At 46.9% G+C, this 24,642-nt stretch carries 22 protein-coding genes; 19 read left to right on the plus strand and 3 right to left on the minus strand.

Annotated elements, in window-relative coordinates; genetic code table 11:
- Positions 1–19: 19 nt before the first annotated feature.
- Positions 20–937, minus strand: a complete 918-nt coding sequence (locus ACQE26_RS07435; RefSeq protein ID WP_438420675.1) for a DMT family transporter — start codon at positions 935–937, stop codon at positions 20–22.
- A gap of 97 nt (positions 938–1,034) precedes the next feature.
- On the opposite strand from ACQE26_RS07435, the gene ACQE26_RS07440 reads away from it, so the two are divergent.
- Positions 1,035–1,913, plus strand: a complete 879-nt coding sequence (locus ACQE26_RS07440) for a LysR family transcriptional regulator (protein ID WP_438420674.1) — start codon at positions 1,035–1,037, stop codon at positions 1,911–1,913.
- Between the two features lie 30 nt (positions 1,914–1,943).
- Here the strand turns inward: ACQE26_RS07440 and ACQE26_RS07445 are convergent, their stop codons facing one another.
- Positions 1,944–2,351, minus strand: coding sequence for a hypothetical protein (locus tag ACQE26_RS07445; protein WP_438420673.1), 408 nt, complete (start codon positions 2,349–2,351; stop codon positions 1,944–1,946).
- Positions 2,352–2,623: 272 nt separating this feature from the next.
- On the opposite strand from ACQE26_RS07445, the gene ACQE26_RS07450 reads away from it, so the two are divergent.
- Positions 2,624–3,631 carry an LLM class flavin-dependent oxidoreductase gene (locus tag ACQE26_RS07450; RefSeq protein ID WP_064778603.1) on the plus strand — a complete coding sequence of 336 codons (1,008 nt, stop codon included), beginning with the start codon at positions 2,624–2,626 and terminating at the stop codon, positions 3,629–3,631.
- Between the two features lie 35 nt (positions 3,632–3,666).
- Here ACQE26_RS07450 and araR read toward each other — a convergent pair whose 3' ends face one another.
- Positions 3,667–4,755 (minus strand): arabinose utilization transcriptional regulator AraR, encoded by a 1,089-nt coding sequence (gene araR / locus ACQE26_RS07455; RefSeq protein ID WP_049627429.1) that lies wholly within the window; start codon positions 4,753–4,755, stop codon positions 3,667–3,669.
- A gap of 224 nt (positions 4,756–4,979) precedes the next feature.
- On the opposite strand from araR, the gene araE reads away from it, so the two are divergent.
- From araE to ACQE26_RS07540, 17 genes are all read left to right on the plus strand, one after another.
- Positions 4,980–6,374 carry an arabinose-proton symporter AraE gene (gene araE / locus ACQE26_RS07460; protein ID WP_500471145.1) on the plus strand — a complete coding sequence of 465 codons (1,395 nt, stop codon included), beginning with the start codon at positions 4,980–4,982 and terminating at the stop codon, positions 6,372–6,374.
- Between the two features lie 264 nt (positions 6,375–6,638).
- Positions 6,639–7,673, plus strand: coding sequence for a gapA transcriptional regulator CggR (cggR, locus tag ACQE26_RS07465; protein WP_016937886.1), 1,035 nt, complete (start codon positions 6,639–6,641; stop codon positions 7,671–7,673).
- A 33-nt stretch (positions 7,674–7,706) separates the two neighbouring features.
- Positions 7,707–8,714 (plus strand): type I glyceraldehyde-3-phosphate dehydrogenase, encoded by a 1,008-nt coding sequence (gene gap, locus ACQE26_RS07470; protein WP_016937887.1) that lies wholly within the window; start codon positions 7,707–7,709, stop codon positions 8,712–8,714.
- 321 nt (positions 8,715–9,035) lie between these two features.
- Entirely contained in the window at positions 9,036–10,220 is a 1,185-nt protein-coding gene (locus tag ACQE26_RS07475; RefSeq protein ID WP_500471146.1) for a phosphoglycerate kinase, read from the plus strand.
- A 24-nt stretch (positions 10,221–10,244) separates the two neighbouring features.
- Positions 10,245–11,006 carry a triose-phosphate isomerase gene (gene tpiA, locus ACQE26_RS07480; RefSeq protein ID WP_003151618.1) on the plus strand — a complete coding sequence of 254 codons (762 nt, stop codon included), beginning with the start codon at positions 10,245–10,247 and terminating at the stop codon, positions 11,004–11,006.
- Positions 10,999–12,534 carry a 2,3-bisphosphoglycerate-independent phosphoglycerate mutase gene (gene gpmI / locus ACQE26_RS07485; RefSeq protein WP_060964238.1) on the plus strand — a complete coding sequence of 512 codons (1,536 nt, stop codon included), beginning with the start codon at positions 10,999–11,001 and terminating at the stop codon, positions 12,532–12,534. The genes tpiA and gpmI overlap by 8 nt, the downstream gene beginning before the upstream one ends.
- Positions 12,535–12,562: 28 nt before the next feature.
- Entirely contained in the window at positions 12,563–13,855 is a 1,293-nt protein-coding gene (gene eno, locus ACQE26_RS07490; protein WP_007409956.1) for a phosphopyruvate hydratase, read from the plus strand.
- 167 nt (positions 13,856–14,022) lie between these two features.
- Positions 14,023–15,303 carry a M28 family peptidase gene (locus ACQE26_RS07495; RefSeq protein ID WP_500471148.1) on the plus strand — a complete coding sequence of 427 codons (1,281 nt, stop codon included), beginning with the start codon at positions 14,023–14,025 and terminating at the stop codon, positions 15,301–15,303.
- A gap of 265 nt (positions 15,304–15,568) precedes the next feature.
- On the plus strand, positions 15,569–16,903 hold the full coding sequence (locus ACQE26_RS07500; RefSeq protein WP_438420669.1) for a nucleotide sugar dehydrogenase: 1,335 nt from the start codon (positions 15,569–15,571) through the stop codon (positions 16,901–16,903).
- A 48-nt stretch (positions 16,904–16,951) separates the two neighbouring features.
- A complete protein-coding gene (locus ACQE26_RS07505) occupies positions 16,952–18,082 on the plus strand; it encodes a DegT/DnrJ/EryC1/StrS family aminotransferase (protein WP_500471149.1) in 1,131 nt (376 codons plus the stop codon).
- Complete coding sequence (locus tag ACQE26_RS07510) at positions 18,079–19,008, plus strand: NAD-dependent epimerase/dehydratase family protein (protein WP_500471150.1); 930 nt, start codon at positions 18,079–18,081, stop codon at positions 19,006–19,008. The genes ACQE26_RS07505 and ACQE26_RS07510 overlap by 4 nt, the downstream gene beginning before the upstream one ends.
- Entirely contained in the window at positions 18,974–20,230 is a 1,257-nt protein-coding gene (locus tag ACQE26_RS07515; protein WP_500471151.1) for an aminotransferase class V-fold PLP-dependent enzyme, read from the plus strand. The genes ACQE26_RS07510 and ACQE26_RS07515 overlap by 35 nt, the downstream gene beginning before the upstream one ends.
- An 11-nt stretch (positions 20,231–20,241) precedes the next feature.
- On the plus strand, positions 20,242–21,123 hold the full coding sequence (locus ACQE26_RS07520; protein WP_438420665.1) for a GNAT family N-acetyltransferase: 882 nt from the start codon (positions 20,242–20,244) through the stop codon (positions 21,121–21,123).
- A complete protein-coding gene (locus ACQE26_RS07525) occupies positions 21,096–21,854 on the plus strand; it encodes a WbqC family protein (RefSeq protein WP_500471152.1) in 759 nt (252 codons plus the stop codon). Before ACQE26_RS07520 ends, ACQE26_RS07525 begins: the two co-directional genes overlap by 28 nt.
- Positions 21,817–22,494 (plus strand): PIG-L deacetylase family protein, encoded by a 678-nt coding sequence (locus tag ACQE26_RS07530; RefSeq protein WP_438420663.1) that lies wholly within the window; start codon positions 21,817–21,819, stop codon positions 22,492–22,494. The genes ACQE26_RS07525 and ACQE26_RS07530 overlap by 38 nt, the downstream gene beginning before the upstream one ends.
- Positions 22,495–22,501: 7 nt before the next feature.
- A complete protein-coding gene (locus ACQE26_RS07535; RefSeq protein WP_500471153.1) occupies positions 22,502–23,422 on the plus strand; it encodes a TIM barrel protein in 921 nt (306 codons plus the stop codon).
- The gene (locus ACQE26_RS07540) at positions 23,397–24,632 is read left to right on the plus strand and encodes an MFS transporter (protein ID WP_500471154.1); all 1,236 of its coding nucleotides are present in this window, start codon (positions 23,397–23,399) and stop codon (positions 24,630–24,632) included. Before ACQE26_RS07535 ends, ACQE26_RS07540 begins: the two co-directional genes overlap by 26 nt.
- The last annotated feature ends 10 nt before the right edge of the window (positions 24,633–24,642 follow it).

Genomic DNA, 24,642 nt, shown 5'->3' on the forward strand with positions numbered 1-24,642 from the left:
CCCCGCGGCAAGAGTTTTTTTAATGAGCGGCCTTTTTTTCTGCGGCCAAAGCAGGTGTTTTCAGTCTCTTCGGTGTTATATTCACCAAACAAATGCTTGTGACGATCAGAAGCAGTCCGGCTAAAAGGCTGACGGTCAGCGGCTCATGCAGAAATATCGAGCTGACGACAATGGATATGAGCGGGATCAGGAAGGTGTAAGAGGCAACCTTGCTTGCTTCCCCTGAACCAACAAGCGTAAAAAAGGCGAGCCAGCCGAGCGCGATGACAAATACCGAAATGAACAGAAGGCTCAGAATAAACGGAGCTTTCCATTGAATCGCTGAAAAGCTTTCTGAAAAACTGCCGGAGCTGACAAGCAGCACGCCGCCGATCAGAAGCTGAAGAGCGACCATCCAGATCGAGTCCGCGCGTCCGCCCGTTCTTTTAACATATACCGTGCCGAGCGCCCAGCTGACTGCGGAGCCTAAGGCCAAAAGAATGCCGGCGACGGAAATATGACCTCCGAAACCGGCTGCACTGATGACGGCGACACCGGCAAAGCCCAGAATAAGCCCGGCGATTTTCAAAGGATACATCGATTCGCCGAGCCACAGCCAAGAAAAAACACCCATTAAAACCGGCTGGAAAAACACGATGGCTGAAAATAAGCCGGCAGGCAGGTAATTCAAGCCGACCGTTTGCAGACCGTAAAATAAAGTAATATTTAAAATAGCAGAGATAAGATAGATCGGCCACGTTTCTTTAAAACGCAGCTTTTTAAAACGGGGCAGCGCCACCATTAATAATAGAAGTCCGCCGATCAGCGTGCGGATTCCGGCAAACAGAAGTGGCGGCGAATAGGCGAGCGCGGCCTTTGTCAGCGGCCAGTTAATCCCCCATACCGTAACTAAAAACGCCAGCATGAGAGCTGTCTGTATTTTCGAAAGCTGTTTCACGTCGTTCACTCCTTGTAGAACAATTCCATCATATGATACGGTAATCAGCAAGATAAATAAAATGAATCTTTTTTATAAGAAGCATAAGTAAAACGTTATGACGATTACACAACTGCGGGTTTTTGTTCAAATCGCTGAAACGGGAAGTTTTACGAAAGCGGGGCAGGCGTTGAATATGACGCAGCCCGCCGTCAGCCATGCCATCTCGGCGCTTGAGTCAGAGCTCGGCATTAAGCTGATCATCCGCGAGCGCCGCAACGGCTTAAGGCTCACGGACACGGGCGCAAAAATTCTCGTCCATATCAGAGAGGTGCTCAAAGGCATAGAAAAAGCCGAGCAGCTGGCGGCCGCGGAAAGAGGGCTTGAACAGGGAACGATTCACGTCGGGACATTTCCGGCCGCTTCCGCTTATTTCATTCCAAAGCTGATCAGCATGTTTAAAAAGCGGTATCCGAAGCTTGAATTGGTGCTTCATGAAGGAACGGTCAACGAAGTAAAGGAATGGCTCCGCTCCCGGGTAATAGACGTAGGTATTACTCTTTTTCCTACGGAAGACATGGAATATCTGCCGCTGAAAAAAGATAAAATGGCCGTCGTGCTTAGAAATGATCATCCGCTTTGCAGCTGTGAGGCAATCTCTCTGAAAGACCTTGACTGCCAGCCGATGATTATCTGTGACGGAGGATACGAATCACCGCTTATTGATATGTTTAGGGAGGCAGGATCTGTGCTGACTGCCGCATTCACTGTTTACAACGTCAATACGTCCATCAGCATGATTAAAGAAGGGCTGGGAATCGCGATATTGTCACAAATGTCTATGTCGGGAATATCGCTGCCGGACAATGTCGTGACGAGAGAATTGAATCAGGCGGTGTACCGCGATGTTCTGCTTGCCGTTCCTTCCATAAAGGAAGCTTCATTGGCGGCAAAACTTTTTATTCAAATCGCGCAGGAACTCACAAAGAATGAATAAAAGACCCTAATCATCTTAGGGTCCTGAATCTTATCGGTTAATTTTAAAAGAGTTTGTCGTATTGACAAGTTTTGAACCGCTGAACGTGGCTTTGACACGATAATAACCTGTCTTGCATCCTTTTAAAGAGAATGACTTAGTCACCCTTACTGAGAAAGAGAAGGTTGTTTTTTTGCAAGTCGTCCATTTCTTTCCGGACTTTCGCTGTAAGTATAGGTTTCCTTTAAAGGTTCGATTTGACGGATACGCTGTACTGAGAGTAAAATCGACAGTTTTCGCTTTTTTCGTGTAGTAGGAGGCATCGGTAGATCCGCTTACATTTAAATGCTGCTGAGTGCCGTCATAAAAGTCTGCAGCGTATGCCTTATCGGTGTTTCCTGTAAAAAAGATTGCTGCCAGTAAAGCTGTTGTGAGTGCCATTAAGAGTTTTTTACGCATATAGAATGACTTCCTTCCTATTCAATATCATACATATCTTAACATTATTGGATCTGTTCTTTCAACGATAGATTTTCACTTTTATAGGATGAAAAGCTTATCATATCTGAATGTAATAGATTCATTCATACAGAGTTCATCAGTGATAACCGCTGATTGATTGTTCGAAGATCATCGAATCAAATTGTTTAACTCACGTGAAAAGCTGTGGTAAGGTGGTGGTAGAGACCTTGTTTAAGATCTGCTTACACTAAACCATAAAGGAGAAAACGATGGCTGAACATACATTGAAAGATACTGCGTTTTCCGTATTGAATTTATCGCCGGTCGTACAGGGGGGAACGGTTGCTGAATCGTTCCGCAACAGCATGGATTTAGCGCGCCGCGCCGAGGAGTGGGGCTATAACCGCTACTGGCTGGCGGAGCATCATAATATAGAAGGAGTTGCCAGCTCGGCAACGTCAGTGCTGATCGGCCACATCGCCGGCGGCACGAAAAAAATCCGCGTCGGTTCAGGCGGCATTATGCTGCCGAATCATTCGTCACTTATAATCGCGGAGCAATTCGGAACCCTTGAAACGTTATATCCAGGGCGGATTGACCTCGGACTCGGACGTGCGCCGGGAACCGACCAATTAACGGCAAGAGCCTTAAGAAGAAACATAAACAGCGGGGAGGATTTCCCGGAGCAGCTTGAAGAATTGAGAAATTACTTCAAACCGACAGGCAATGTGCGCAATCAAGTCCGCGCCATTCCGGGCGAAGGGCTGGACGTGCCGATCTGGCTTCTGGGCTCAAGCGGCTTCAGCGCACGCCTTGCCGGAGAGCTCGGGCTTCCGTTCGCCTTTGCGGCTCACTTCTCACCGAAAAACACCGTGCCGGCTCTTGAGTTATACCGAAGCTCCTTCCGTCCGTCAGACGTACTGGATAAACCGTACGCGATGGTCGGCGTCACCGTCATTGCCGCAGACACGGATGAAAAGGCGGAGCATCTGGCGACATCGCATTATCAAAGATTTTTAGACCTCGTCCGCGGCACGCCGAACCAGCTGAAGCCCCCTGTTGAAGACATGGATCAAATCTGGTCGCCGTATGAAAAAGCGATGGTCAATGAACAGCTCAGTTCAACGATCGTCGGCGGACCGGACCGGGTAAAGGAAAAGCTGGAAAGCTTCATCCGGACAACACAGGCGGATGAAATCATGGTCAATTCAGAAAGCTTTGAGCATGCCGACAGAATGCGGTCGTTTGAAATCATCGCCGAATTAAAAAACAGCTGATCAAAAAAAGCAATGTGCGCAGCACATTGCTTTTTTCATTCGCCGATCCGCCTGACGGAATTCCGGATGACGAGTTCCGGTTCATACACGACGTCATCTTGCTTCGGTTTTTTATGTTCTAAGCAGTCGATGACGTATTTTGCCGCCGCTTTCCCCATAATGGATTTCGGGTGCTTGACAGAGGTGAGCTTCACCTCGGAAATCTGGGCGAAATGTGAATCATCATAGCCCATGACTGACACGTCATCAGGCACCTTTAAGCCGAATTCTCTGAGAAGATTAATCGTCTTCAGCGCAATTTCATCATTATAACAAAGAATGGCCGTCGGGTATGACCCGCTGTTTTGCTCAAGGGTATCCTTAATCTTTTGGAGAAGCACGGTTTCTTTTTCCTCAGTCGTGTAAGTCACGATCATGTCCGGAGACGGGAAGATTCCGCGCTCCCGATGCGCCTGCAGATAGCCGTTCATCCGTTTGACGCCCTGCGTGTCATCCGCTTTAAAAATTCCCATAATGTGCGTGTGCCCGAGGGACATGACGTATTCGCAAGCCATCATGCCGCCTTTGACATCATTGACGGAGAAGCTCGGTGCGGCCAGCTCCGCATAAGAAGCGTTAATCATGGCAAACGGAATGCCGTTTTTCTCCAGATTGAGATAATAGCCGATGTTGGGCGTCTGCAGCGCGCTTTTCGTAGGCTCGACAATCAGCCCGTCTATATTTTTAGACAGCAGGTTTTCAAGGCCCCGTCGTTCACTTTCTGTATTGTTGTTGGTGCTCGTCAGCAGCATGGAATAGCCTTGTTCGCTTAAATAAGATTCGATTCCCCTGATGATGCTCGGGAAAATATAGTCTGATATGTACGTTGTAATGACGCCGATCGTTTTGTTTGAATGCATGGCTGATTTCGCCGTGCGTGAAGCGACAAAGGTGCCTCCGCCCTGAACGCTGTACAGCAGTCCCTGCGAGACCAAATCCCCGATCGCTTTTCTGATGGTATGGCGGCTGACGCCGAACTGCTGCATCAGCTCATTTTCCGTAGGCAGTTTTTGGTCAGGCTGTATTTTTCCTTGATTCAGCCATGAACAAATTTCTTCTTTTACTTGAGCATATTTCGGTAGCATATCAATTCCTCCAAAATGTATACGGACAAATTCCAGTATAACATAGTAAGCCCTTTCATCAAGTTGTAAAAACAATTGACAGATTCTGAAAAACTGCTTATTCTTTATTTGTACGTACTAATTTTCCTTATTTTTAGATAAAATTCTTTATAAGTACGTACAAATGTAACAGTGCTCTGTTTTGTAAGCGTTTTTATTCTATTATTCGCGGGAGGGTAAAATTCATGAAGAATCACCCGGCACCATTTGGCTCAAATGTACCTGTCACTCGAGAGCATTCGAAGTGGTTTGTCATTCTTATCTCATGCGCGGCCGGACTGGGAGGGCTTTTGTACGGTTATGACACGGCGGTGATTTCCGGCGCTATCGGTTTTCTGAAAGACTTGTACCGTTTAAGTCCTTTTATGGAAGGGCTCGTGATTTCAAGCATTATGATCGGCGGTGTTTTCGGCGTCGGGATTTCAGGATTTTTGAGTGACCGTTTCGGACGGAGAAAGGTTCTGATGGCAGCGGCCCTTTTGTTTGCGGTGTCAGCGGTTGTCTCTGCGCTTTCTCAAAGTGTGTCTTCCTTAATTATCGCCAGAATCATCGGCGGTCTGGGAATCGGAATGGGCTCCTCGCTTTCTGTCACCTATATTACCGAAGCCGCTCCGCCGGCCATACGCGGCAGTCTTTCCTCACTATATCAGCTGTTTACGATATTAGGGATCTCCGGCACTTATTTTATTAACCTCGCCGTCCAGCAGTCCGGCTCATATGAATGGGGGGTGCACACCGGCTGGCGGTGGATGCTCGCTTACGGCATGATTCCGTCCGTCATCTTTTTTATCGTGCTGCTTATCGTGCCGGAAAGTCCGCGCTGGCTTGCAAAAGCGGGGCGCAGGAATGAAGCTCTCGCCGTGCTGACGCGCATTAACGGCGAGCAGACCGCGAAAGAAGAAATCAAACAAATCGAAACGTCTTTACAATTAGAAAAAATGGGATCATTGTCTCAGCTGTTTAAACCGGGGCTGAGAAAAGCGCTTGTGATCGGAATTCTGCTGGCTTTGTTCAATCAGGTCATCGGCATGAACGCGATTACGTATTACGGGCCGGAAATCTTCAAAATGATGGGCTTCGGGCAGAATGCGGGGTTTGTCACGACATGCATCGTCGGTGTCGTCGAAGTGATTTTCACCATTATTGCGGTTCTTTTAGTCGATAAAGTCGGCCGGAAAAAGCTGATGGGGGTCGGATCAGCCTTTATGGCGCTGTTTATGATCTTAATCGGAGCATCTTTTTATTTTCAGCTGGCAAGCGGGCCGGCTTTAGTCGTCATTATATTGGGATTCGTCGCCGCTTTCTGCGTTTCAGTCGGGCCGATTACGTGGATCATGATTTCAGAAATCTTTCCGAACCACCTCCGCGCACGCGCCGCCGGTATCGCGACGATATTCCTGTGGGGGGCGAACTGGGCGATCGGCCAGTTCGTGCCGATGATGATCAGCGGGCTGGGTCTCGCGTACACTTTCTGGATATTTGCCGTCATTAATATTCTCTGTTTCTTGTTTGTCGTGACGATCTGCCCTGAGACGAAAAATAAATCATTAGAGGAAATAGAAAAACTCTGGATAAAATGAAAGCGTTTTACGACAAAAGTCCGCTCCGGCGGGCTTTTGTCTGTCACCTTCAGTCTGTTTCTGTATATAATGACTGTATCAAGGAGATACTGGTAAATCCTGCGAAGAATGTCGAGGAATTGACCTTTAACAGTTGAATTAACAAAGTCATCCTGTTAAAATAATTAAAGAAAGCAGACATAATTTTTTTTGGCTATGATGGGACGTTTTTTGTCATAGCGGGACATTTTCTGTCCAGTATGAATAGGAAGGAACGTTTGAGTCATGAACCAGTTAATACAAGCTCAAAAAAAATTATTGCCTGATCTTTTGCTTGTCATGCAGAAAAGATTTGAAATCTTGCAGTATATCAGGCTTACCGAACCGATCGGCCGCAGAAGTCTCGCAGCCAGTCTCGGATTGACCGAGCGCGTTCTCAGAAGCGAGGTTCAGTTTTTGAAAGAACAGAATCTCATTGATATTAAAACAAACGGCATGACAATGACGGAAGAAGGCTATTCACTGCTTTCGATTCTGGAAGATACGATGAAGGATGTTTTAGGATTGACGCTTTTGGAAAAGACATTAAAAGAGCGGCTTAATCTGAAAGACGCCATTATCGTCTCCGGAGACAGCGACCAATCTCCTTGGGTCAAAAAAGAATTAGGGAGAGCGGCCGTTGCGTGTATGAAAAAGAGATTTTCAGGCAAAAATATCGTCGCTGTAACCGGCGGTACGACAATTGAAGCCGTCGCCGATATGATGACGCCGGATTCTAAAAACCGCGAGCTTTTGTTTGTGCCTGCAAGAGGCGGTTTAGGCGAAGACGTGAAAAACCAGGCGAACACCATATGCGCGCATATGGCGGAAAAGGCTTCAGGCACTTACCGGCTTTTGTTCGTTCCCGGACAGCTGTCACAAGGCGCCTATTCATCTATTATTGAAGAACCTTCCGTAAAAGAGGTGCTTCAGACGATTAAATCAGCGAGTATGCTCATTCACGGAATCGGCGAAGCTAGAACAATGGCGGAGCGAAGAAACACACCTTTGGAAGATTTGAAGAAAATAGATGACAATCATGCGGTGACAGAGGCATTCGGCTACTACTTTAATGCGGACGGAGAAGTCGTTCACAAGGTGCATTCAGTCGGAATGCAGCTCGATGACCTCGATGCCATTCCCGATATTATCGCGGTAGCGGGCGGATCATCAAAAGCAGAAGCAATCGAAGCATATTTTAAAAAGCAGCGAAACACGGTTCTCGTCACGGACGAAGGAGCCGCAAAGAAGTTATTAAGGGATAACAGTCCCTCAATATAAATATCTCTCACTTATTAAAAGGAGGAAATAATCATGGCAGTAAAAGTCGGTATTAACGGTTTTGGTCGTATTGGACGTAACGTATTCCGCGCAGCATTAAACAATCCTGAAGTTGAGGTAGTGGCGGTTAACGATTTAACAGACGCTAACATGCTTGCTCATCTTTTACAATATGATTCCGTACACGGAAAATTAGACGCAGAAGTTAAAGTTGACGGCAGCAACCTTGTTGTTAACGGCAAAACAATCGAAGTTTCTGCTGAGCGCGATCCTGCGAAACTCAGCTGGGGCAAACAAGGCGTTGAAATCGTAGTTGAATCTACTGGTTTCTTCACAAAACGCGCAGACGCTGCGAAACATTTAGAAGCCGGCGCGAAAAAAGTCATCATCTCTGCACCTGCTAACGAAGAAGATATCACAATCGTTATGGGTGTTAACGAAGATAAATACGATGCAGCTAACCACGATGTTATCTCTAACGCATCTTGCACAACAAACTGCCTTGCGCCGTTTGCAAAAGTACTTAACGACAAATTCGGCATCAAACGCGGTATGATGACAACTGTTCACTCTTACACAAATGATCAGCAAATCCTTGATCTTCCGCACAAAGACTACCGTCGTGCGCGTGCAGCAGCTGAAAACATCATCCCAACATCAACTGGTGCTGCTAAAGCAGTTTCTCTAGTTCTTCCTGAACTGAAAGGCAAACTGAACGGCGGAGCAATGCGTGTGCCGACTCCAAACGTTTCTCTTGTTGACTTAGTTGCTGAACTTAACAAAGACGTAACAGTTGAAGACGTAAACGCAGCTCTTAAAGAAGCGGCTGAAGGCGATCTTAAAGGAATCCTTGGCTACAGCGAAGAGCCATTAGTATCCGGAGACTACAACGGCAATGCTAACTCTTCTACAATCGATGCTCTTTCTACAATGGTTATGGAAGGCAGCATGGTAAAAGTAATCTCTTGGTACGATAACGAAAGCGGCTACTCTAACCGCGTTGTTGACCTTGCAGCTTACATCGCAAAACAAGGTCTTTAATTCATAGCTCCCGGAAAGGGCCGGACTTGGTTCTTTCGGACAGAAACGCTATAATGAAAGCGGACAAGGGAAGGGGACGGACTCCCTTTCCCTTTTTCCATGAGAACCGGCTTTCAGAAAGCGCCTGATTGCTGCAGAACGTCCGCGTTTTGCAGTTTCAGCGGCACTTTCGTTTTCCTAGCCGCCTGCCCTGGCTCAGAAGACGATCTGCCCCGTGCCCGGAAGCTGCAATCTGCCCCGCGGCGGAAGCATCATAAGGCGGTTTCACGTTTCACGTTTTTCGTGCTATGCAAACCATTTTGAAGGAGGATCTCCTAAGGCATGAATAAAAAAACAGTAAAAGACATCGACGTAAAAGGCAAAGTCGTATTCTGCCGCGTTGACTTTAACGTTCCAATGAAAGACGGGGAAGTAACAGACGATACTCGTATCCGCGCTGCGCTTCCGACAATCAAACACCTTGCAGACCAAGGCGCGAAAGTCCTTCTTGCGAGCCACTTAGGCCGCCCGAAAGGCGAAGTGGTTGAGGAGCTTCGTTTAACTCCTGTCGCTGCACGCTTAGGCGAACTGCTTGGCAAAGAAGTGAAAAAAGCAGATGAAGCTTACGGTGATGCTGTAAAAGCACAAATTTCTGATATGAAGGACGGAGACGTTCTTGTATTGGAAAACGTACGTTTCTACCCTGGCGAAGAGAAAAATGATCCTGAGCTTGCTAAAGCATTTGCTGAGCTTGCGGATGTATATGTCAATGACGCATTCGGTGCTGCCCACCGTGCTCACGCATCTACAGCCGGAATTGCCGAGCATCTCCCGGCGGTTGCAGGATTCCTGATGGAAAAAGAGCTTGATGTACTTGGAAAAGCGGTGTCTAACCCTGACCGCCCGTTCACGGCAATCATCGGCGGAGCGAAAGTAAAAGACAAAATCGGCGTCATCGAAAGTCTGCTTGATAAAGTGGACAACTTGATCATCGGCGGAGGTCTTGCTTACACATTCGTTAAAGCGCTTGGCTATGAAGTCGGTAAATCTCTTCTTGAAGAAGATAAAGTCGAGCTTGCAAAATCATTCATGGACCGCGCGAAAGAAAAAGGCGTTAAATTCTATATGCCGGAAGACGTTCTCGTTGCTGATGATTTCTCTAACGATGCAAACGTTCAAATCGTGCCGATCTCTGAGATTCCAAGTGATTTAGAAGCCATCGACATTGGTACGAAAACACGCGAAACGTATGCTGACGTTATCAAAAACAGCAAACTTGTCGTGTGGAACGGACCGATGGGCGTATTCGAAATCGACTTGTTCGCTCAAGGCACAAAAGCGGTTGCAGAAGCATTGGCAGAGGCTAATGATACATACTCTGTCATCGGCGGAGGAGACTCTGCGGCAGCCGTTGAAAAATTCGGCCTTGCTGAAAAAATGAGCCACATCTCAACAGGCGGCGGCGCATCCCTTGAATTCATGGAAGGCAAAGAGCTTCCAGGGGTAGCTGCACTGAACGATAAATAAAACTGCTATAAGGAAGTGGAACAGATGAGAAAACCAATTATAGCCGGTAACTGGAAAATGAACAAAACACTCGGCGAGGCTGTCAGCTTCGTTGAAGAAGTGAAATCTTCCATTCCAGCAGCAGACAAAGCGGAAGCCGTTGTTTGCGCACCAGCACTTTTCTTAGAAAAGCTGACTTCTGCTGTTAAAGGAACTGACTTAAAAGTCGGCGCCCAAAACATGCATTTTGAAGAAAACGGTGCGTTCACAGGCGAAATCAGCCCGGTCGCTCTGAAAGACCTTGGCGTGGATTACTGCGTCATCGGCCACTCTGAGCGCCGTGAAATGTTCGCTGAAACAGATGAAACTGTTAACAAAAAAGCGCATGCCGCTTTCAAACACGGCATTGTGCCGATCATTTGCGTAGGTGAAACGCTTGAAGAGCGCGAAGCCGGAAAAACTAATGATCTTGTTGCCGATCAAGTGAAAAAAGGTCTTGCGGGTCTTTCTGAAGAGCAAGTTGCTGCTTCCGTTATTGCGTACGAGCCAATCTGGGCAATCGGAACAGGCAAATCTTCTACAGCGAAAGACGCTAACGACGTCTGCGCGCATATCCGTAAAGTCGTTGCTGAAAGCTTCAGCCAGGAAACTGCTGACAAGCTCCGCATTCAATACGGCGGCAGCGTAAAACCTGCAAATATTAAAGAATATATGGCAGAGTCCGATATTGACGGTGCTTTGGTCGGCGGCGCAAGCCTTGAACCGCAGTCATTCGTTCAATTATTGGAGGAAGGTCAATATGAGTAAAAAACCAGCTGCACTCATCATTCTTGATGGGTTCGGATTACGCAATGAAACAGTCGGAAACGCAGTCGCACAAGCGAAAAAACCGAATTTCGACCGTTATTGGAACCAATACCCTCATCAGACGCTGACGGCATCAGGCGAAGCAGTCGGACTGCCTGAAGGACAGATGGGGAACTCTGAAGTCGGACATTTGAATATCGGCGCAGGACGTATTGTGTACCAAAGCTTAACACGCGTGAACGTTGCCATCCGCGAAGGCGAATTCGAACGCAATCAAACGTTCCTTGACGCCATCAAAAACGCGAAAGACAACGGCAAAGCGCTGCACCTGTTCGGTCTTCTTTCTGACGGGGGCGTACACAGTCACATCAATCATTTATTCGCGCTGCTCAAGCTTGCGAAAAGTGAAGGGCTGACGAAGGTGTATATCCACGGTTTCCTCGACGGCCGCGATGTAGGTCCGCAAACGGCGAAAACTTACATTCAGCAGCTGAATGAGCAGATCGAAGAAATCGGCGTCGGCGAAATCGCCAGCATTTCCGGACGCTACTACTCCATGGACCGCGACAAACGCTGGGATCGTGTAGAAAAAGCGTACCGCGCAATGGCTTACGGTGAAGGCCCGTCTTACCGCAGCGCGATGGATGTCGTCGACGATTCTTATGCGAACGGCATTCATGATGAATTCGTCATTCCGTCCGTCATCACAAAAGAAAACGGTGAACCCGTTGCGAAAATTCATGACGGCGATTCTGTGATTTTCTATAATTTCAGACCTGACCGCGCCATCCAGATTTCGAACACGTTTACCAACAAAGATTTCCGCGATTTCGACCGCGGTGAACATCATCCGAAAAACCTGTATTTCGTCTGCCTGACTCACTTCAGTGAATCTGTTGACGGATATGTGGCTTTTAAACCGGTAAACCTTGACAATACGGTTGGTGAAGTATTAGCACAGCATGGGTTAAAACAGCTTCGCATTGCAGAAACTGAAAAGTATCCGCACGTTACGTTCTTTATGAGCGGCGGCCGCGAAGAAGAATTCCCGGGCGAAGAGCGCATCCTTATTAACTCGCCGAAGGTTGCGACATATGACCTGAAGCCTGAAATGAGTGCGTATGAAGTGAAGGATGCTCTTGTAAAAGAAATCGCGGCTGACAAGCATGACGCGATCATCCTGAACTTTGCAAACCCTGACATGGTCGGCCACTCCGGAATGGTCGAACCGACGATTAAAGCAATTGAAGCAGTGGACGAGTGCTTAGGCGAAGTGGTTGACGCCATCATCGCCAAAGGCGGACATGCCATCATTACCGCTGATCACGGTAATGCAGACATTCTGATTACAGAATCAGGCGAACCGCACACTGCCCATACGACAAACCCAGTCCCTGTCATTGTGACGAAAGAAGGCGTGACGCTGCGCGAAGGCGGAATCCTAGGCGACCTCGCACCAACGTTATTAGACCTTCTCGGTGTTGAAAAACCGAAAGAAATGACCGGAACATCTTTAATTCAAAAATAAGCGTAAATCAAAAGGAGAGACAAAACTCATGCCATACATTGTTGATGTTTATGCACGCGAAGTCCTTGACTCCCGCGGCAACCCGACAGTTGAAGTTGAAGTATATACAGAAACAGGAGCTTTCGGCCGCGCATTAGTGCCAAGCGGAGCTTCTACAGGCGAATACGAAGCGGTTGAGCTTCGTGACGGCGACAAAGACCGTTACCTTGGAAAAGGCGTGTTAACTGCTGTTAACAACGTAAACGAAATCATTTCACCAGAGCTTCTCGGCTTTGATGTAACAGAACAAAACGCAATCGATCAGCTTTTAATCGAGCTTGACGGAACTGAAAACAAAGGCAAACTCGGTGCGAACGCAATCCTTGGCGTATCTATGGCTTGTGCGCGCGCAGCTGCTGATTTCTTACAGATCCCTCTTTATCAGTACCTTGGAGGCTTCAACTCAAAAACGCTTCCTGTGCCGATGATGAACATCGTAAACGGCGGAGAGCATGCTGACAACAACGTAGACATTCAAGAATTCATGATTATGCCTGTAGGCGCGCCTAACTTCCGTGAAGCGCTTCGCATGGGCGCTCAAATCTTCCACAGCCTGAAATCAGTTCTTTCTGCTAAAGGCATGAACACAGCTGTAGGTGACGAAGGCGGATTCGCTCCGAACCTTGGTTCTAACGAAGAAGCGCTTCAAACAATCGTTGAAGCAATCGAAAAAGCCGGCTTCAAACCTGGCGAAGAAGTGAAACTTGCTATGGATGCTGCATCTTCTGAGTTCTACAACAAAGAAGACGGCAAATACCATCTGTCTGGCGAAGGCGTTGTGAAAACATCTGCTGAAATGGTTGACTGGTATGAAGAAATGGTTTCTAAATACCCAATCATCTCTATCGAAGACGGACTTGACGAAAACGACTGGGAAGGCCACAAACTTCTTACAGAGCGTCTTGGCAAAAAAGTTCAGCTTGTCGGTGACGACCTTTTCGTTACAAACACGAAAAAGCTTGCTGAAGGTATTAAAAACGGCGTAGGCAACTCTATCCTGATCAAAGTAAACCAAATCGGTACATTGACTGAAACATTCGATGCGATCGAAATGGCGAAACGCGCAGGCTACACTGCTGTTATCTCTCACCGTTCAGGTGAAACTGAAGACAGCACAATCGCTGACATCGCTGTGGCAACAAACGCAGGACAAATCAAAACAGGTGCTCCGTCCCGTACGGACCGTGTTGCGAAATACAACCAGCTTCTTCGCATCGAAGATCAGTTGGCTGAAACTGCTCAATACCACGGTATCAACTCTTTCTATAACTTGAATAAGTAATCGAAGACCGCCGGGAGATATTCTCCCGGCGTTTTTTTATGCTTCCGGGCTTTTCCCTCCTTTTTCATCATCTTCATTTGGTCAATTATATTCATTTTCCTCCTTTTTAAAGGAATCAGTGTTCATGAATCGAAAGGGAAGAGGTGTTACTAAGAGGAGGGATTAAGATGAAATTTTCATTCATGTCAGCCGCGGTGGCAGCGAGCGTCATATGGGGCGCAGCTGCCGGGCCGCTGTCCGAAATTCACGCACATTCAACAATGACGGAGCCGGTTTTTGATGCCGATGAGGCATTGGACACCATGCGTGATCTGAGTGAAACCATCGGACCGCGGGAAACAGGAACTGCTAAAGAAAAAGAAGCGGCTGAATACATATCGAATCGCCTGAAGGCTCAGGGCGCCGCTGTCAAAGTACAGACATTTCAATTGAAAAAGTACTTTTCAGGTTCAGTCACAGCAGGAGATCATGAATTCCCGCTCCGCTCCGCTGATCAATCCGCTGTTAAAAAAGAGCTCAGAATAGAAGGCGGAATTTTTGACGGCGGCTTCGGATTGCGAAATGACGTAACAGGAGCCAAGGGAAAGATCGCAGTGATACGTGAAGGAAAGATTCCTGTTTCTGAAAAAGTAAAGCATGCCGAACAAGCGGGAGCCAAGGCAGTCATCATTTATAACCAGAAAACAAAACCGCTCGCTGTCCGCCCGCACAGCGGGAAAGAAACATCGATACCGGCAGCGGGTATGAAAAAAGAAGACGGTGAAGCATTGCTGCAAGAAAAGCAGGCAGTCATCCAGTTTAAAGACTATAAAAACCGCACCTCACAAAACATCATAGGTACGCGTAAAGCGGCACAGGCCAATCCTTCTTCTGCTGATATTATTTATGTCACAGCGCATTATGACAGCGTAAATGGGGCGCCCGGAGCGGACGATAACGCCTCAGGCACATCTGCTGTTCTGGAAATAAACAAGCAGTTTACACACATCCCGAAAGACAAAGAAATCCGCTTTATCCTGTTCGGTGCAGAAGAATTATGGTCTGCGGGTTCATCTTATTACGTCAGTACACTCACGAACAATGAAAGAAAGCACAGCCAAGCCAACTTTAATGCCGATATGATTGCGACGGACTGGAAAGAAACCAGTCAAATGTGTATCACCACTCCCGACGGCCGGGAAAACCCGAGTGTCCGCTATGCTGAAAAAGCTGCTGAAAAATCCCGGCTGGTCAAGCCAAGCCTGATTCAGCTCGGTTACTCAGACCATGTCTCTTTTTATGAAGCGGGGATTCCGTCGGCTAACTGGATTTGGCTCAGCCCCGATACAAATGAGCCCGGGCCTTGGTATCACACCGAGAAGGATGATATGAAGCACGTCAGCAAAGAACGATTAGAAAAAGCGGGAGCGCTCGTTTCCGCTGCTGTAACTGAGGCAGTGAAAGAATAAAAAAACAGGCTTCGGCCTGTTTTTTTTATTGTTTTCAGTATATTCATTCAATTGGGGGAGATTTTCTTACTTGTTACCAAATAAGTACCATTTAACAGGATTTTATTTTATAAATAAAAGAAAAATAAATAGATAATACCCAATTCACAAAAGGATATAAAACTCATTTATCAAATTTTTACTTTTGTTATAATTGCGATATCGATCGATATTTGTTTTAAATTGTAAAAAACAATACTCTTTCTAATCTATTAGGGGGCGAAAAATGAATACTGTCACAAAGGAAGCCAGCAACCTCGATCAAAAACGGCTGTTACATCTGATTGAAACAAAGCAGGCGATAGTAGGCGTGTTAGGCATGGGATATGTGGGATTCCCTCTTGCGCTGGAATGTGTCGATAAAGGGTACAGCGTTATCGGATTCGACAAAAACAGTGAAAAGATTTCCTTGTTAGCCGCAGGAAGCAGCCATATTCAAGATATAGAGGACGATAGACTGAACGCTGCTTTACAAACAAAACGATTTCAAGTCAGTGCCGACATGTCGCTCATCCAAAAATGCGACATCATTGTGATATGTGTGCCGACACCCCTGGACAAAAAAGATAAGATCCCCGATTTAACCTACATCGACAGTGCAGTTGACAGCATGATTGCTTATGGAAGGCAGCATCAGCTTTTAATTTTAGAAAGCACTACTTATCCTGGAACGACGAAAAAAAAGATTGCCGACAGAATGGCATCAAGCCGCGGCATGAAAATAGGAAAAGACTTTTTTACGGCTTATTCACCGGAAAGAATCGATCCGGGCAACAGTCAATATGAAGTATCAGATATTCCTAAAGTAGTCGGCGGGATTACACAGACTTGCACAGAACTCGCCTCAGCATTTTACAGCACCATCGTTACCAGCATTCACCCGGTCACCTCACCTGAAGTAGCTGAAACAGCTAAACTCCTAGAGAATACCTATCGTTATGTCAATATAGCTCTTATTAATGAAATGGCGCTTAACTGCCGTGAACTCGACATTGATATATGGGAAGTCATCTGCGCGGCGGACACGAAGCCGTTCGGTTTTCAAAAATTTATCCCGGGCCCCGGGGTCGGAGGCCATTGTATCCCGATTGATCCTTTTTACTTCAAATGGATTGCGAATGAAAAAGGGCTGCAGACCAAATTAATTGACCTGGCGGACGAAATCAATTCCCGCATGCCGATTTCTGTCTCTGATTATGCCGTGAAACTGGCGGGCAAAGACAAATGCAGCATGTTAATAATAGGCGCCGCCTACAAAAAAAATACAAATGATCCCCGGGAATCTTCGGTGTTTACGATCATGGAAGAATTGATGCGTAAGGGATGCACGATTGATTATCACGATCCGTTTATCAGCGAGATCCGTTTGAATGACGGCAGCCGCAAACAATCTGTCCCTTTCACAAAAGAACAAATCAATCAATACGACGTCATCATCATTCACACAGACCACGATGTGATTGACTACAGTATTTTGAGGGATGCCTCACCGATTATCTTTGACACAAGAAATGTATGCAGGGAAAAATCAGCTGACAATTGCAGGGTTGTCACTTTATAGGAGGGAACGGTCATTAGTAATCGATTTATCTCTTTTCACAGACCTGATATGACAAACGAAGAAATCGCAAGCGTCACCGAAACCATTCAATCGGGCTGGATTTCGAAAGGCCCGAAGGTAATCGATTTTGAAAAAAAGCTGGGAGAATATATTGGAGCCGAACACGTCATCAGCTGTAATTCAGGCACTGCTGCCTTACATATGGCTTTATTGGCGCTCGGGGTGGGAGAAGGCGATGAAGTCATCGTGCCGAGTTTCACATTCTGTTCCAGTGTCAATGTTATCCTGCATGCCGGAGCCGTTCCTGTGTTTGCGGATATATGCGAGGAAAGTCTATGTGCAGATCCTGAGGATATCAGGAAGAAAATAACGCCGCGTACAAAAGCGGTTATTGCAGTTCACTTTGCAGGCTACCCGGCTGATCTGAAAAACTTGCAGTCCATTTGTAAAGAACACGGATTGTACCTGATTGAAGATGCCGCTCATGCGCTCGGAACAAAATATAACGGCAGCATGATCGGCACTCACGGCGATGCCGTGTGCTTCAGCTTTTACGCCACCAAAAATATAACGACCGGTGAAGGCGGAGCCCTCGTCATGAAAGACGAACAGGCCGCGGAAAGAGCGAGACTGTACGGCTGGCACGGGATCACAAAAAACGCCTGGAACCGTTACGGTGAAAAAGGCAGCTGGAGATACGACGTTTTATTGCCGGGATTTAAATACAATATGACGGATATTCAGGCTGCTCTCGGTCTGGTTCAATTGAAACGCGCAAATGACATTCAAGAGAAACGGGAGCAGATCGCTCAATTTTATGTGCGTGAACTGTCCGGCCAACCCGACAAAGCGGGGCTTCCGCTTTCTGACATTCCAACCGGCACAACGCACTCATGGCATTTATTTATTTTGCGGATTCGAGAAAACGGCGGCATGGACAGAGATTTGTTTATTGAGAAAATGAAAGAAAAACAGATCGGGCTGAGCGTGCACTTTATTCCCGTGCATATGCATCCTTACTATCAAAAACATTTTCCTGCTGAGCTGCCGGTAACTGAACGTGTTTTCCGGGAGATCGTATCACTGCCTATTTACAGCCAGTTATCGGAAGAGGATTGCAGTTATATTGTAAAGTCTGTAAAAGAAGTTTTGACTATCAGCCAGGAGGTTGGATCATGAAGCATATTGCGATTATCGGAGGAGCCGGTTTTATCGGAAGCGAGCTGGCGGCATTATTACAGTCTAAAGGGTACCAAACCATTATTGCAGACCAAAAGAAGCCGGATTTTGACACTGAATTCCGCCAAACGGATATCCTTGACCGGACGTCTCTTAGCGAATCACTGCGGGGAGCGGATGCGGTTGTCCATTTGGCGGCAATGGTCGGAGTGGACAGCTGCCGAAGCAATGAAGAAGACGTCATACGGGTCAATTTTGAAGGAACGAAAAACGTCACCGAGGTATGCCGGGAATTGGGAATCGGCACTCTGCTTTTCTCATCGAGCTCAGAAGTGTTCGGCGATTCACCTGATTTTCCATATACCGAGACAAGCCGAAAACTTCCGAAATCGGCTTACGGAAAAGCCAAACTGCGATCAGAGGAATATTTGAGAGAACAGGCCTCCGATGAACTTCATATCCGGGTCGTCCGGTACTTTAATGTATACGGGCCGAAACAGCGCGAAGATTTTGTCATCAACAAGTTTTTCAGTCTGGCCGAGAAGGGCTCTGAACTTCCTCTTTACGGAGACGGCGGACAAATACGATGCTTCAGCTATATCAGTGATATCGTCACCGGGACTTACCTCGCGCTCGTTCATGAAGGAGCCGTCTTTGAAGACTTCAATATCGGCAACGACCAGCCGATCACGATAAAAGAATTGGCTGAGAAAGTCAATGTGCTCTCAGGCAGAGAGAAGGATAACTATCAGTTTAAAAAGCTCGGTGAAGACGGCGTGAGAGGAAAAGACATTGAAATTTTTAAACGGGCGCCGTCAATCGAGAAGGCGAAACGTTTACTCGGTTACGATCCGAAAGTAAGTCTGAATGAAGGCCTGGAGATCATAAAAGATGAAAGACAAAAGCACAAGCTTTCACTTTCCTAAAAACCCGGAAGTGGTCAAATATCCCGTTTATCCCGGACAGCTTTCCTTCAGGAACCGTCTGCGCGCGGTGAAGCACTTGCTTACTGCCGGACAAAGCGGACTGACTGAAAAACTGGAAAAACGGTATGGAAAAGGGGTGGTGCTGACCTCCAGCGGCAGTGCGGCATTGGTGCTCGCCTTAACATATTCGGGAGCCGGGCCGGGAAAAGAAGTGATTTTCTCATCCTTCAGCTGTCCGAATGTGATTGATGCCGTGCTCCAATCCGGTGCGACACCTGTTTTTGCACAGTTGGAGGAGCATCTTTCCTTATCGTTTGAGGATGTCAAAAAAAAAGCGACGCGGCAGACATGTGCGATTATCCTCACGCATGTATACGGCCGGAGAGAAAATACCGCCATTATTGACTGGGCGAAGGAACACGGTATTTTTGTCATTGATGATGCCGCTCAAGCCATGTTTACAAAACAAGCGGATACCTATGCCGGCGGTTTGGGCGATTTCGGTGTTCTAAGCTTTGGTCCGTCAAAACCGCTTGCGAGTATCGGAGGCGGCGCGTTAATCGCGCCGGAAGAATTACTGCGGCAGAACGCAGCTCCCCCGATGGAACGGCGCGGCCAGGTGGCAGATGACTATCGATCCTATATCAGAAATCAAAGAATACAAGCTGTAATGAAGCTGAAACGGCATCATCCCCTTTCATATATTTATAGGAAAGCGGGCATCATGCCTTCCATGAAAGCCACAAAGCTCGAAACGCTGCCGGATAAACCGGCTGTTATACCAGTGCTGCGCATGCATCCGGCCAGGGAAGCCATTATTGACGATCAGTTCTCACGGATTGATCAGCTTGTAACAGCTTCGCTCCGTAACTTACAAGCGGCGGAAGCAATCTTTACGAAGGCGGAAGAGACATACGGCATAAAGATGATCCAGCCTCATGAAGGGGAACACCTGAATTATTTAACGATTGTATTTCCCCGGGATGAAGAGCGGTACGAGTGTTCCGTTTATTTAGCCGAGAGAGGAATTCAAACATGCTGGAACTATTTTCCCCTCGGACGCATTCCCATTTATGAAACATATGCGGAGGATGGAGAGGAAGATCCGCTTTGGAAAAGGGTTCTTTCTCTGCCGTTTAAAATGCCTCTTCAAAAGGAGCAAATCAGATATATAGCCGAATCCGTTTTATCATATGCTGAGCAAAAGAATAAGACTGAATAGTGGTGATATCGATGGAAAAAACAGCAGTATGCACGAGCCGCGAGGCATGGGATCGGGCCGCTGACATGTATCAGGCGGGACTGTTTCAAAGCTATGATTGGGGAACTCTTATGGAAGAGCTCCCAGGCACATCATTTCATCCTGTCAGACTGACAACGGACGGAGGACAAGTGATCTATCTGCCGCTTTTTGAACAGAATGGCGTATTATCCGGCAATATGATCGGATACGGCGGCGTTATTTCAGATCGTCCCATCTCATTTGAATGGCTTCAAAATGAAATTCATGCCATCTTCGGCCAAAACATATCCCGTATGCTGCTGCCATACGGTCAGACTTCTTTTACAGAAGAAATCGGAGATACGTGGACGGAGAAGACGACGCGGATCCTTTCGCTTCCGGACACGTTTGACGAACTTTGGACGGGCATTTCCGGAAAAGCCAGGACGGCAGTCAGGTATGCTGAAAAAGAGAACGTTGTTACCTGTCAGATCGGGCAGGATGAATTGGGAGCATTTTATGAACTTTATAAAGAGCATACGGCGGCAATCGGCGCGGCTTATGTGCTGAGTCAAAGCTTTTTTCAAAAGCTGCTTGACAATTTTTCAGACCGGATGTTTTGGATCGGAGCATACCAGGAGCAAACGCTGATCAGCAGCAGTATTTTTCTCTTTGACCGCTCCCATTTCTATTATTGGCAGAATGTTAACAGCCCTGCGGGGAAAAAAGCGCAGGCCTCTTACTTATTGATGCGTGACGCCCTGCAATTCGCCATTTGCCGCAAACTTCAATGGGCTGATTTTGGCTATTCACACAGTAAAGAAATTGCGAGACCTAAACGATATTGGGGAGCTGAAGAAAAACAATGCCGACTTTTTACGAAACCGGAGTGAAAACAATAAGCGGCCATCAATCCAGTTATCTGCCGTGGTACGGTTTTTTCGAAAAAATGTATAAGTCGGATCTGTTTGCCATTCATGACACGGCTCAATTTGAGAAAAAAGGATTTCTCAACCGCAACAGAATCAAAACGCCGCAAGGCCCCAGATGGCTGACGGTGCCTTTGCAGATGAAACAATATAAAGACATAGAGCTTCGGCATATGAAAATCGATCAGACACAGGATTGGCGGAAAAAACATTGGATGGCAATAAAAATGAACTATGCGAAAGCCCCGTATTTTGAGAGATATCAGTCTTTTTTTCAAGATGTCTATCAGCGGGAGTGGGAATATCTCCATGATTTGAATATGCACATTATTGATTTTTTCCGAAAAGAGCTCCGTATTGAAACGCCGATCTGTTATGTTTCTGAGCTTGAATGCCGAAAAGAGAAAAAAAGCGATTTTGTTTTAGCGCTTTGTCAGGAGCTGGGGGCGGACCGTTATTATTCAGGCAGTCAAGGTTCCGACTATTTAATAGAAAGCGATTTTGAAAGAGACGGAATTGTCATTGAGTATCAGCAGATCAGGCATTTTGACTATCCTCAATTATTCGGGGAGCATATTCCTCATCTTTCCATGCTTGATATGCTGATGAACTGCGGGGCAGAAACAGCCGAAGTGTTAGTCAAAGGAGGTCAATATGATGAAAGTAATGGTATTTGCAGCGCATCCCGACGATGAAATTATCGGCGTCGGCGGCACACTCGCCAAACATGTCCGCCAAGGTGACAGCGTATCGGCGGTCATTATGGCAGAAGGCAAATCATCAAGAAAAACCGATTATGAGAAGCCTGAAGAGTCCGTTATGCAGCATTCTAATCAAGAAACAGAACAGGCGCTCAGCACTCTCGGCATCCATGATTTTGTCAGGCTGAACCTTCCTGATAACAGAATGGATTCAATGGATTTGCTGGATGTCGTGAAGGAAGCGGAGAAACAAATCAGCCGTTTTCAGCCAGACATTGTGTATACCCAGTACGGCGGGGATATTAACATTGACCACTCCGTCGTATTCAGAGCGGTCATGACGGCAACCCGTCCGCTTCCCGGCCATACGGTAAAAAGGGTTTTTGCCTATGAAACATTGTCTTCGACGGAATGGAATTACTGTCAGAAGGATCAGTTCCATGCCAACTTCTTCGTTAATATTGAAGATGAGCTTGAAACGAAATTGAAATCGATGGCATGTTACGGTTCCGAGCTCAGGGACTTCCCTCATCCCCGCTCTTTGCAGGCGATCGAACATAATGCCCATGTGTGGGGGGCAAAAGCGGGTTTTGCGGCTGCGGAAGCGTTTATGCTTGTGAGAGGAACATGGTGACTGTCTTATGATTGCACAAATTCCGTTTTTCGGACTTGATCCGAAGCAGATTGATGAAAAATGGGTGGAAGCGGGATACGGTCTGGAAGCGAATATTTTTGACGGCCGCTCCTTTAGTGAAGCGGATTATCTTAAAACATTCAATCAGACGCTGCAATATGCAAAACAGCTTGATCCTTCATTATTGACGCTGCATTTCCCGACAGATCATGCCGATTATGTGCATGAAGATCACATCAAAAAACAGCTTTATCACTTTGCGGAGCTCGCTGTGAAATACGGCGCCAAAGGCATAACCGTTCATGCGAATCAATTTATGACGGTTGAGGAATTTCAAGTCTATGACCTGGAAGGAAACCGTAAAAAAATCATTGAATTTTTCGCGGAGTTTGATGAGCAGCTGAAAGGGACGGACATTTGGATCGGCGTGGAAAACCTTCCGATCATCGGGAATCTGGGAGAGGATTTTGATCCGATTTTCATTTATCCTGAAGATTTTACAGAACTGGTTCAGCTGGATCTGAAGCATGTCGGCATTACGTGGGATCTGTGCCATTGGGCGATTACCTATCAGACTCACTTGTCTTCTGCGCTTATGTTCAGAAATGACCAGCTGAGATACCCGGATTTCTTTCAGTTTCTCTCGATAAAAGAGAGCATTAAACATTATCACTTCAGCTCGTTTCGCCAGCTTGCGTTCCCTCATAGCGGAGTCCGCTGTTTTGAGGGCCGGCATCCGCGTGAAGGGACAATCGCAGAAGAGCTGCTCAGGCGGGCTGCCGATACATTGCAGGAACTTTATCGGAATCAAGATACCGGCATTGTATTTGAGGTGATGGAAAAGGATTATACTGAAAGACGGGAATCATGGAGAACGCTGGAATGGTTCGGCGGTGTTTCTGATGAACAGGATCAAAAAAGAGCCTGAAATGACGTACCGAACACCGAACTATGCAAAGCTTTGGTGTGCACAGGTGTTTTCCTCCGCAGCTGACGGGGTCTGGCTCATTGCACTGCCGCTGTTAGTGTTAGAATTGACCGGCAGTAAAATTCTTGTCGGCGTTATTTCTTTTATCGAACTCGTTCCGTTAACATTTGGCGTGCTGGCGGGACCGCTGATTGATCGATTCCGAAAAAAGCCGATCTTGTATGTGTGCAATACGGGCCGGGCCGTCATTATGATCCTCTTGGCTGTGCTCAGCGCGAACGATTTATTAACCGTGTGGATAGCCGGAGTGTGCGCCTTTTGTTTATCTCTGCAATCCATGCTGTTTGCGCCCGCGAAAGTCGCGATCATTCCGCTCCTCGTCCGCAAACAGCATCTTGATCAGGCGACATCTCTGATCAATACGAGTGATTTGATCGGCCTCATTGTCGGAAAGTTGATCAGCGGTATCATGATTGCGGCGATTCCCTTCGGATTACTGTTTGCCATAAACGGAACTGCTTTTTTTATCTCCGCGGTATTGATCGCATTTATCCGTATTTCAGAACAGCCCGGTGAAAAAAGCAACGGGGCTGAAGATATGAAGGCCGGCTGGAGAATGCTGAAAGGAAATGCGGCGTGGATGACATCAGTCGGGTATTTTTTCGCCGTGAACCTCGTCATTGCCGGTTTGATTTCAGTAATGGGGCCGATTCTTGCTGTCGAACGTTTTCAGCAGAACTATTCTGTATGGTTTGCCGTTATGTATTCCATGTTTCAGGCGGGGATGCTTTTGGGTAATCTGGCCGTATTTTTTAAATGGAATACAAAACGTCTCAACAGGCTGTACCCGCGGACGTTAACGGCAGCGGGACTGCTCATTATGGTGCTGTTTCTTCCGCTTCACGGGTTTGAGTGCATCATCTTCTTGGTGCTTGGCATCATCATCTCGTATATTGATGTGCAAACGGTGCTGTATTTTCAGAAGACGGTTCCGGCCGCATATTTCGGAAGAGTCTTTGCACTGATTTTTTCAATTGTAAAAATGGGTGAACCGCTGTCGGCGGCTGTTTACACAGGGCTTTTGCTGTTGATGAATGCGGACTATGTTTTTGCGGCGGTCGGACTGACCCTTACGATCGTTTTTGCTATTTTTTCAGTCAGACAGGGGAGTCAAAGAAATACAGAGAAACAAGCGGATCACTCCGTCTGAACCCTATATG

It is taken from the genome of Bacillus sp. 5RYD7K (assembly GCF_059831465.1).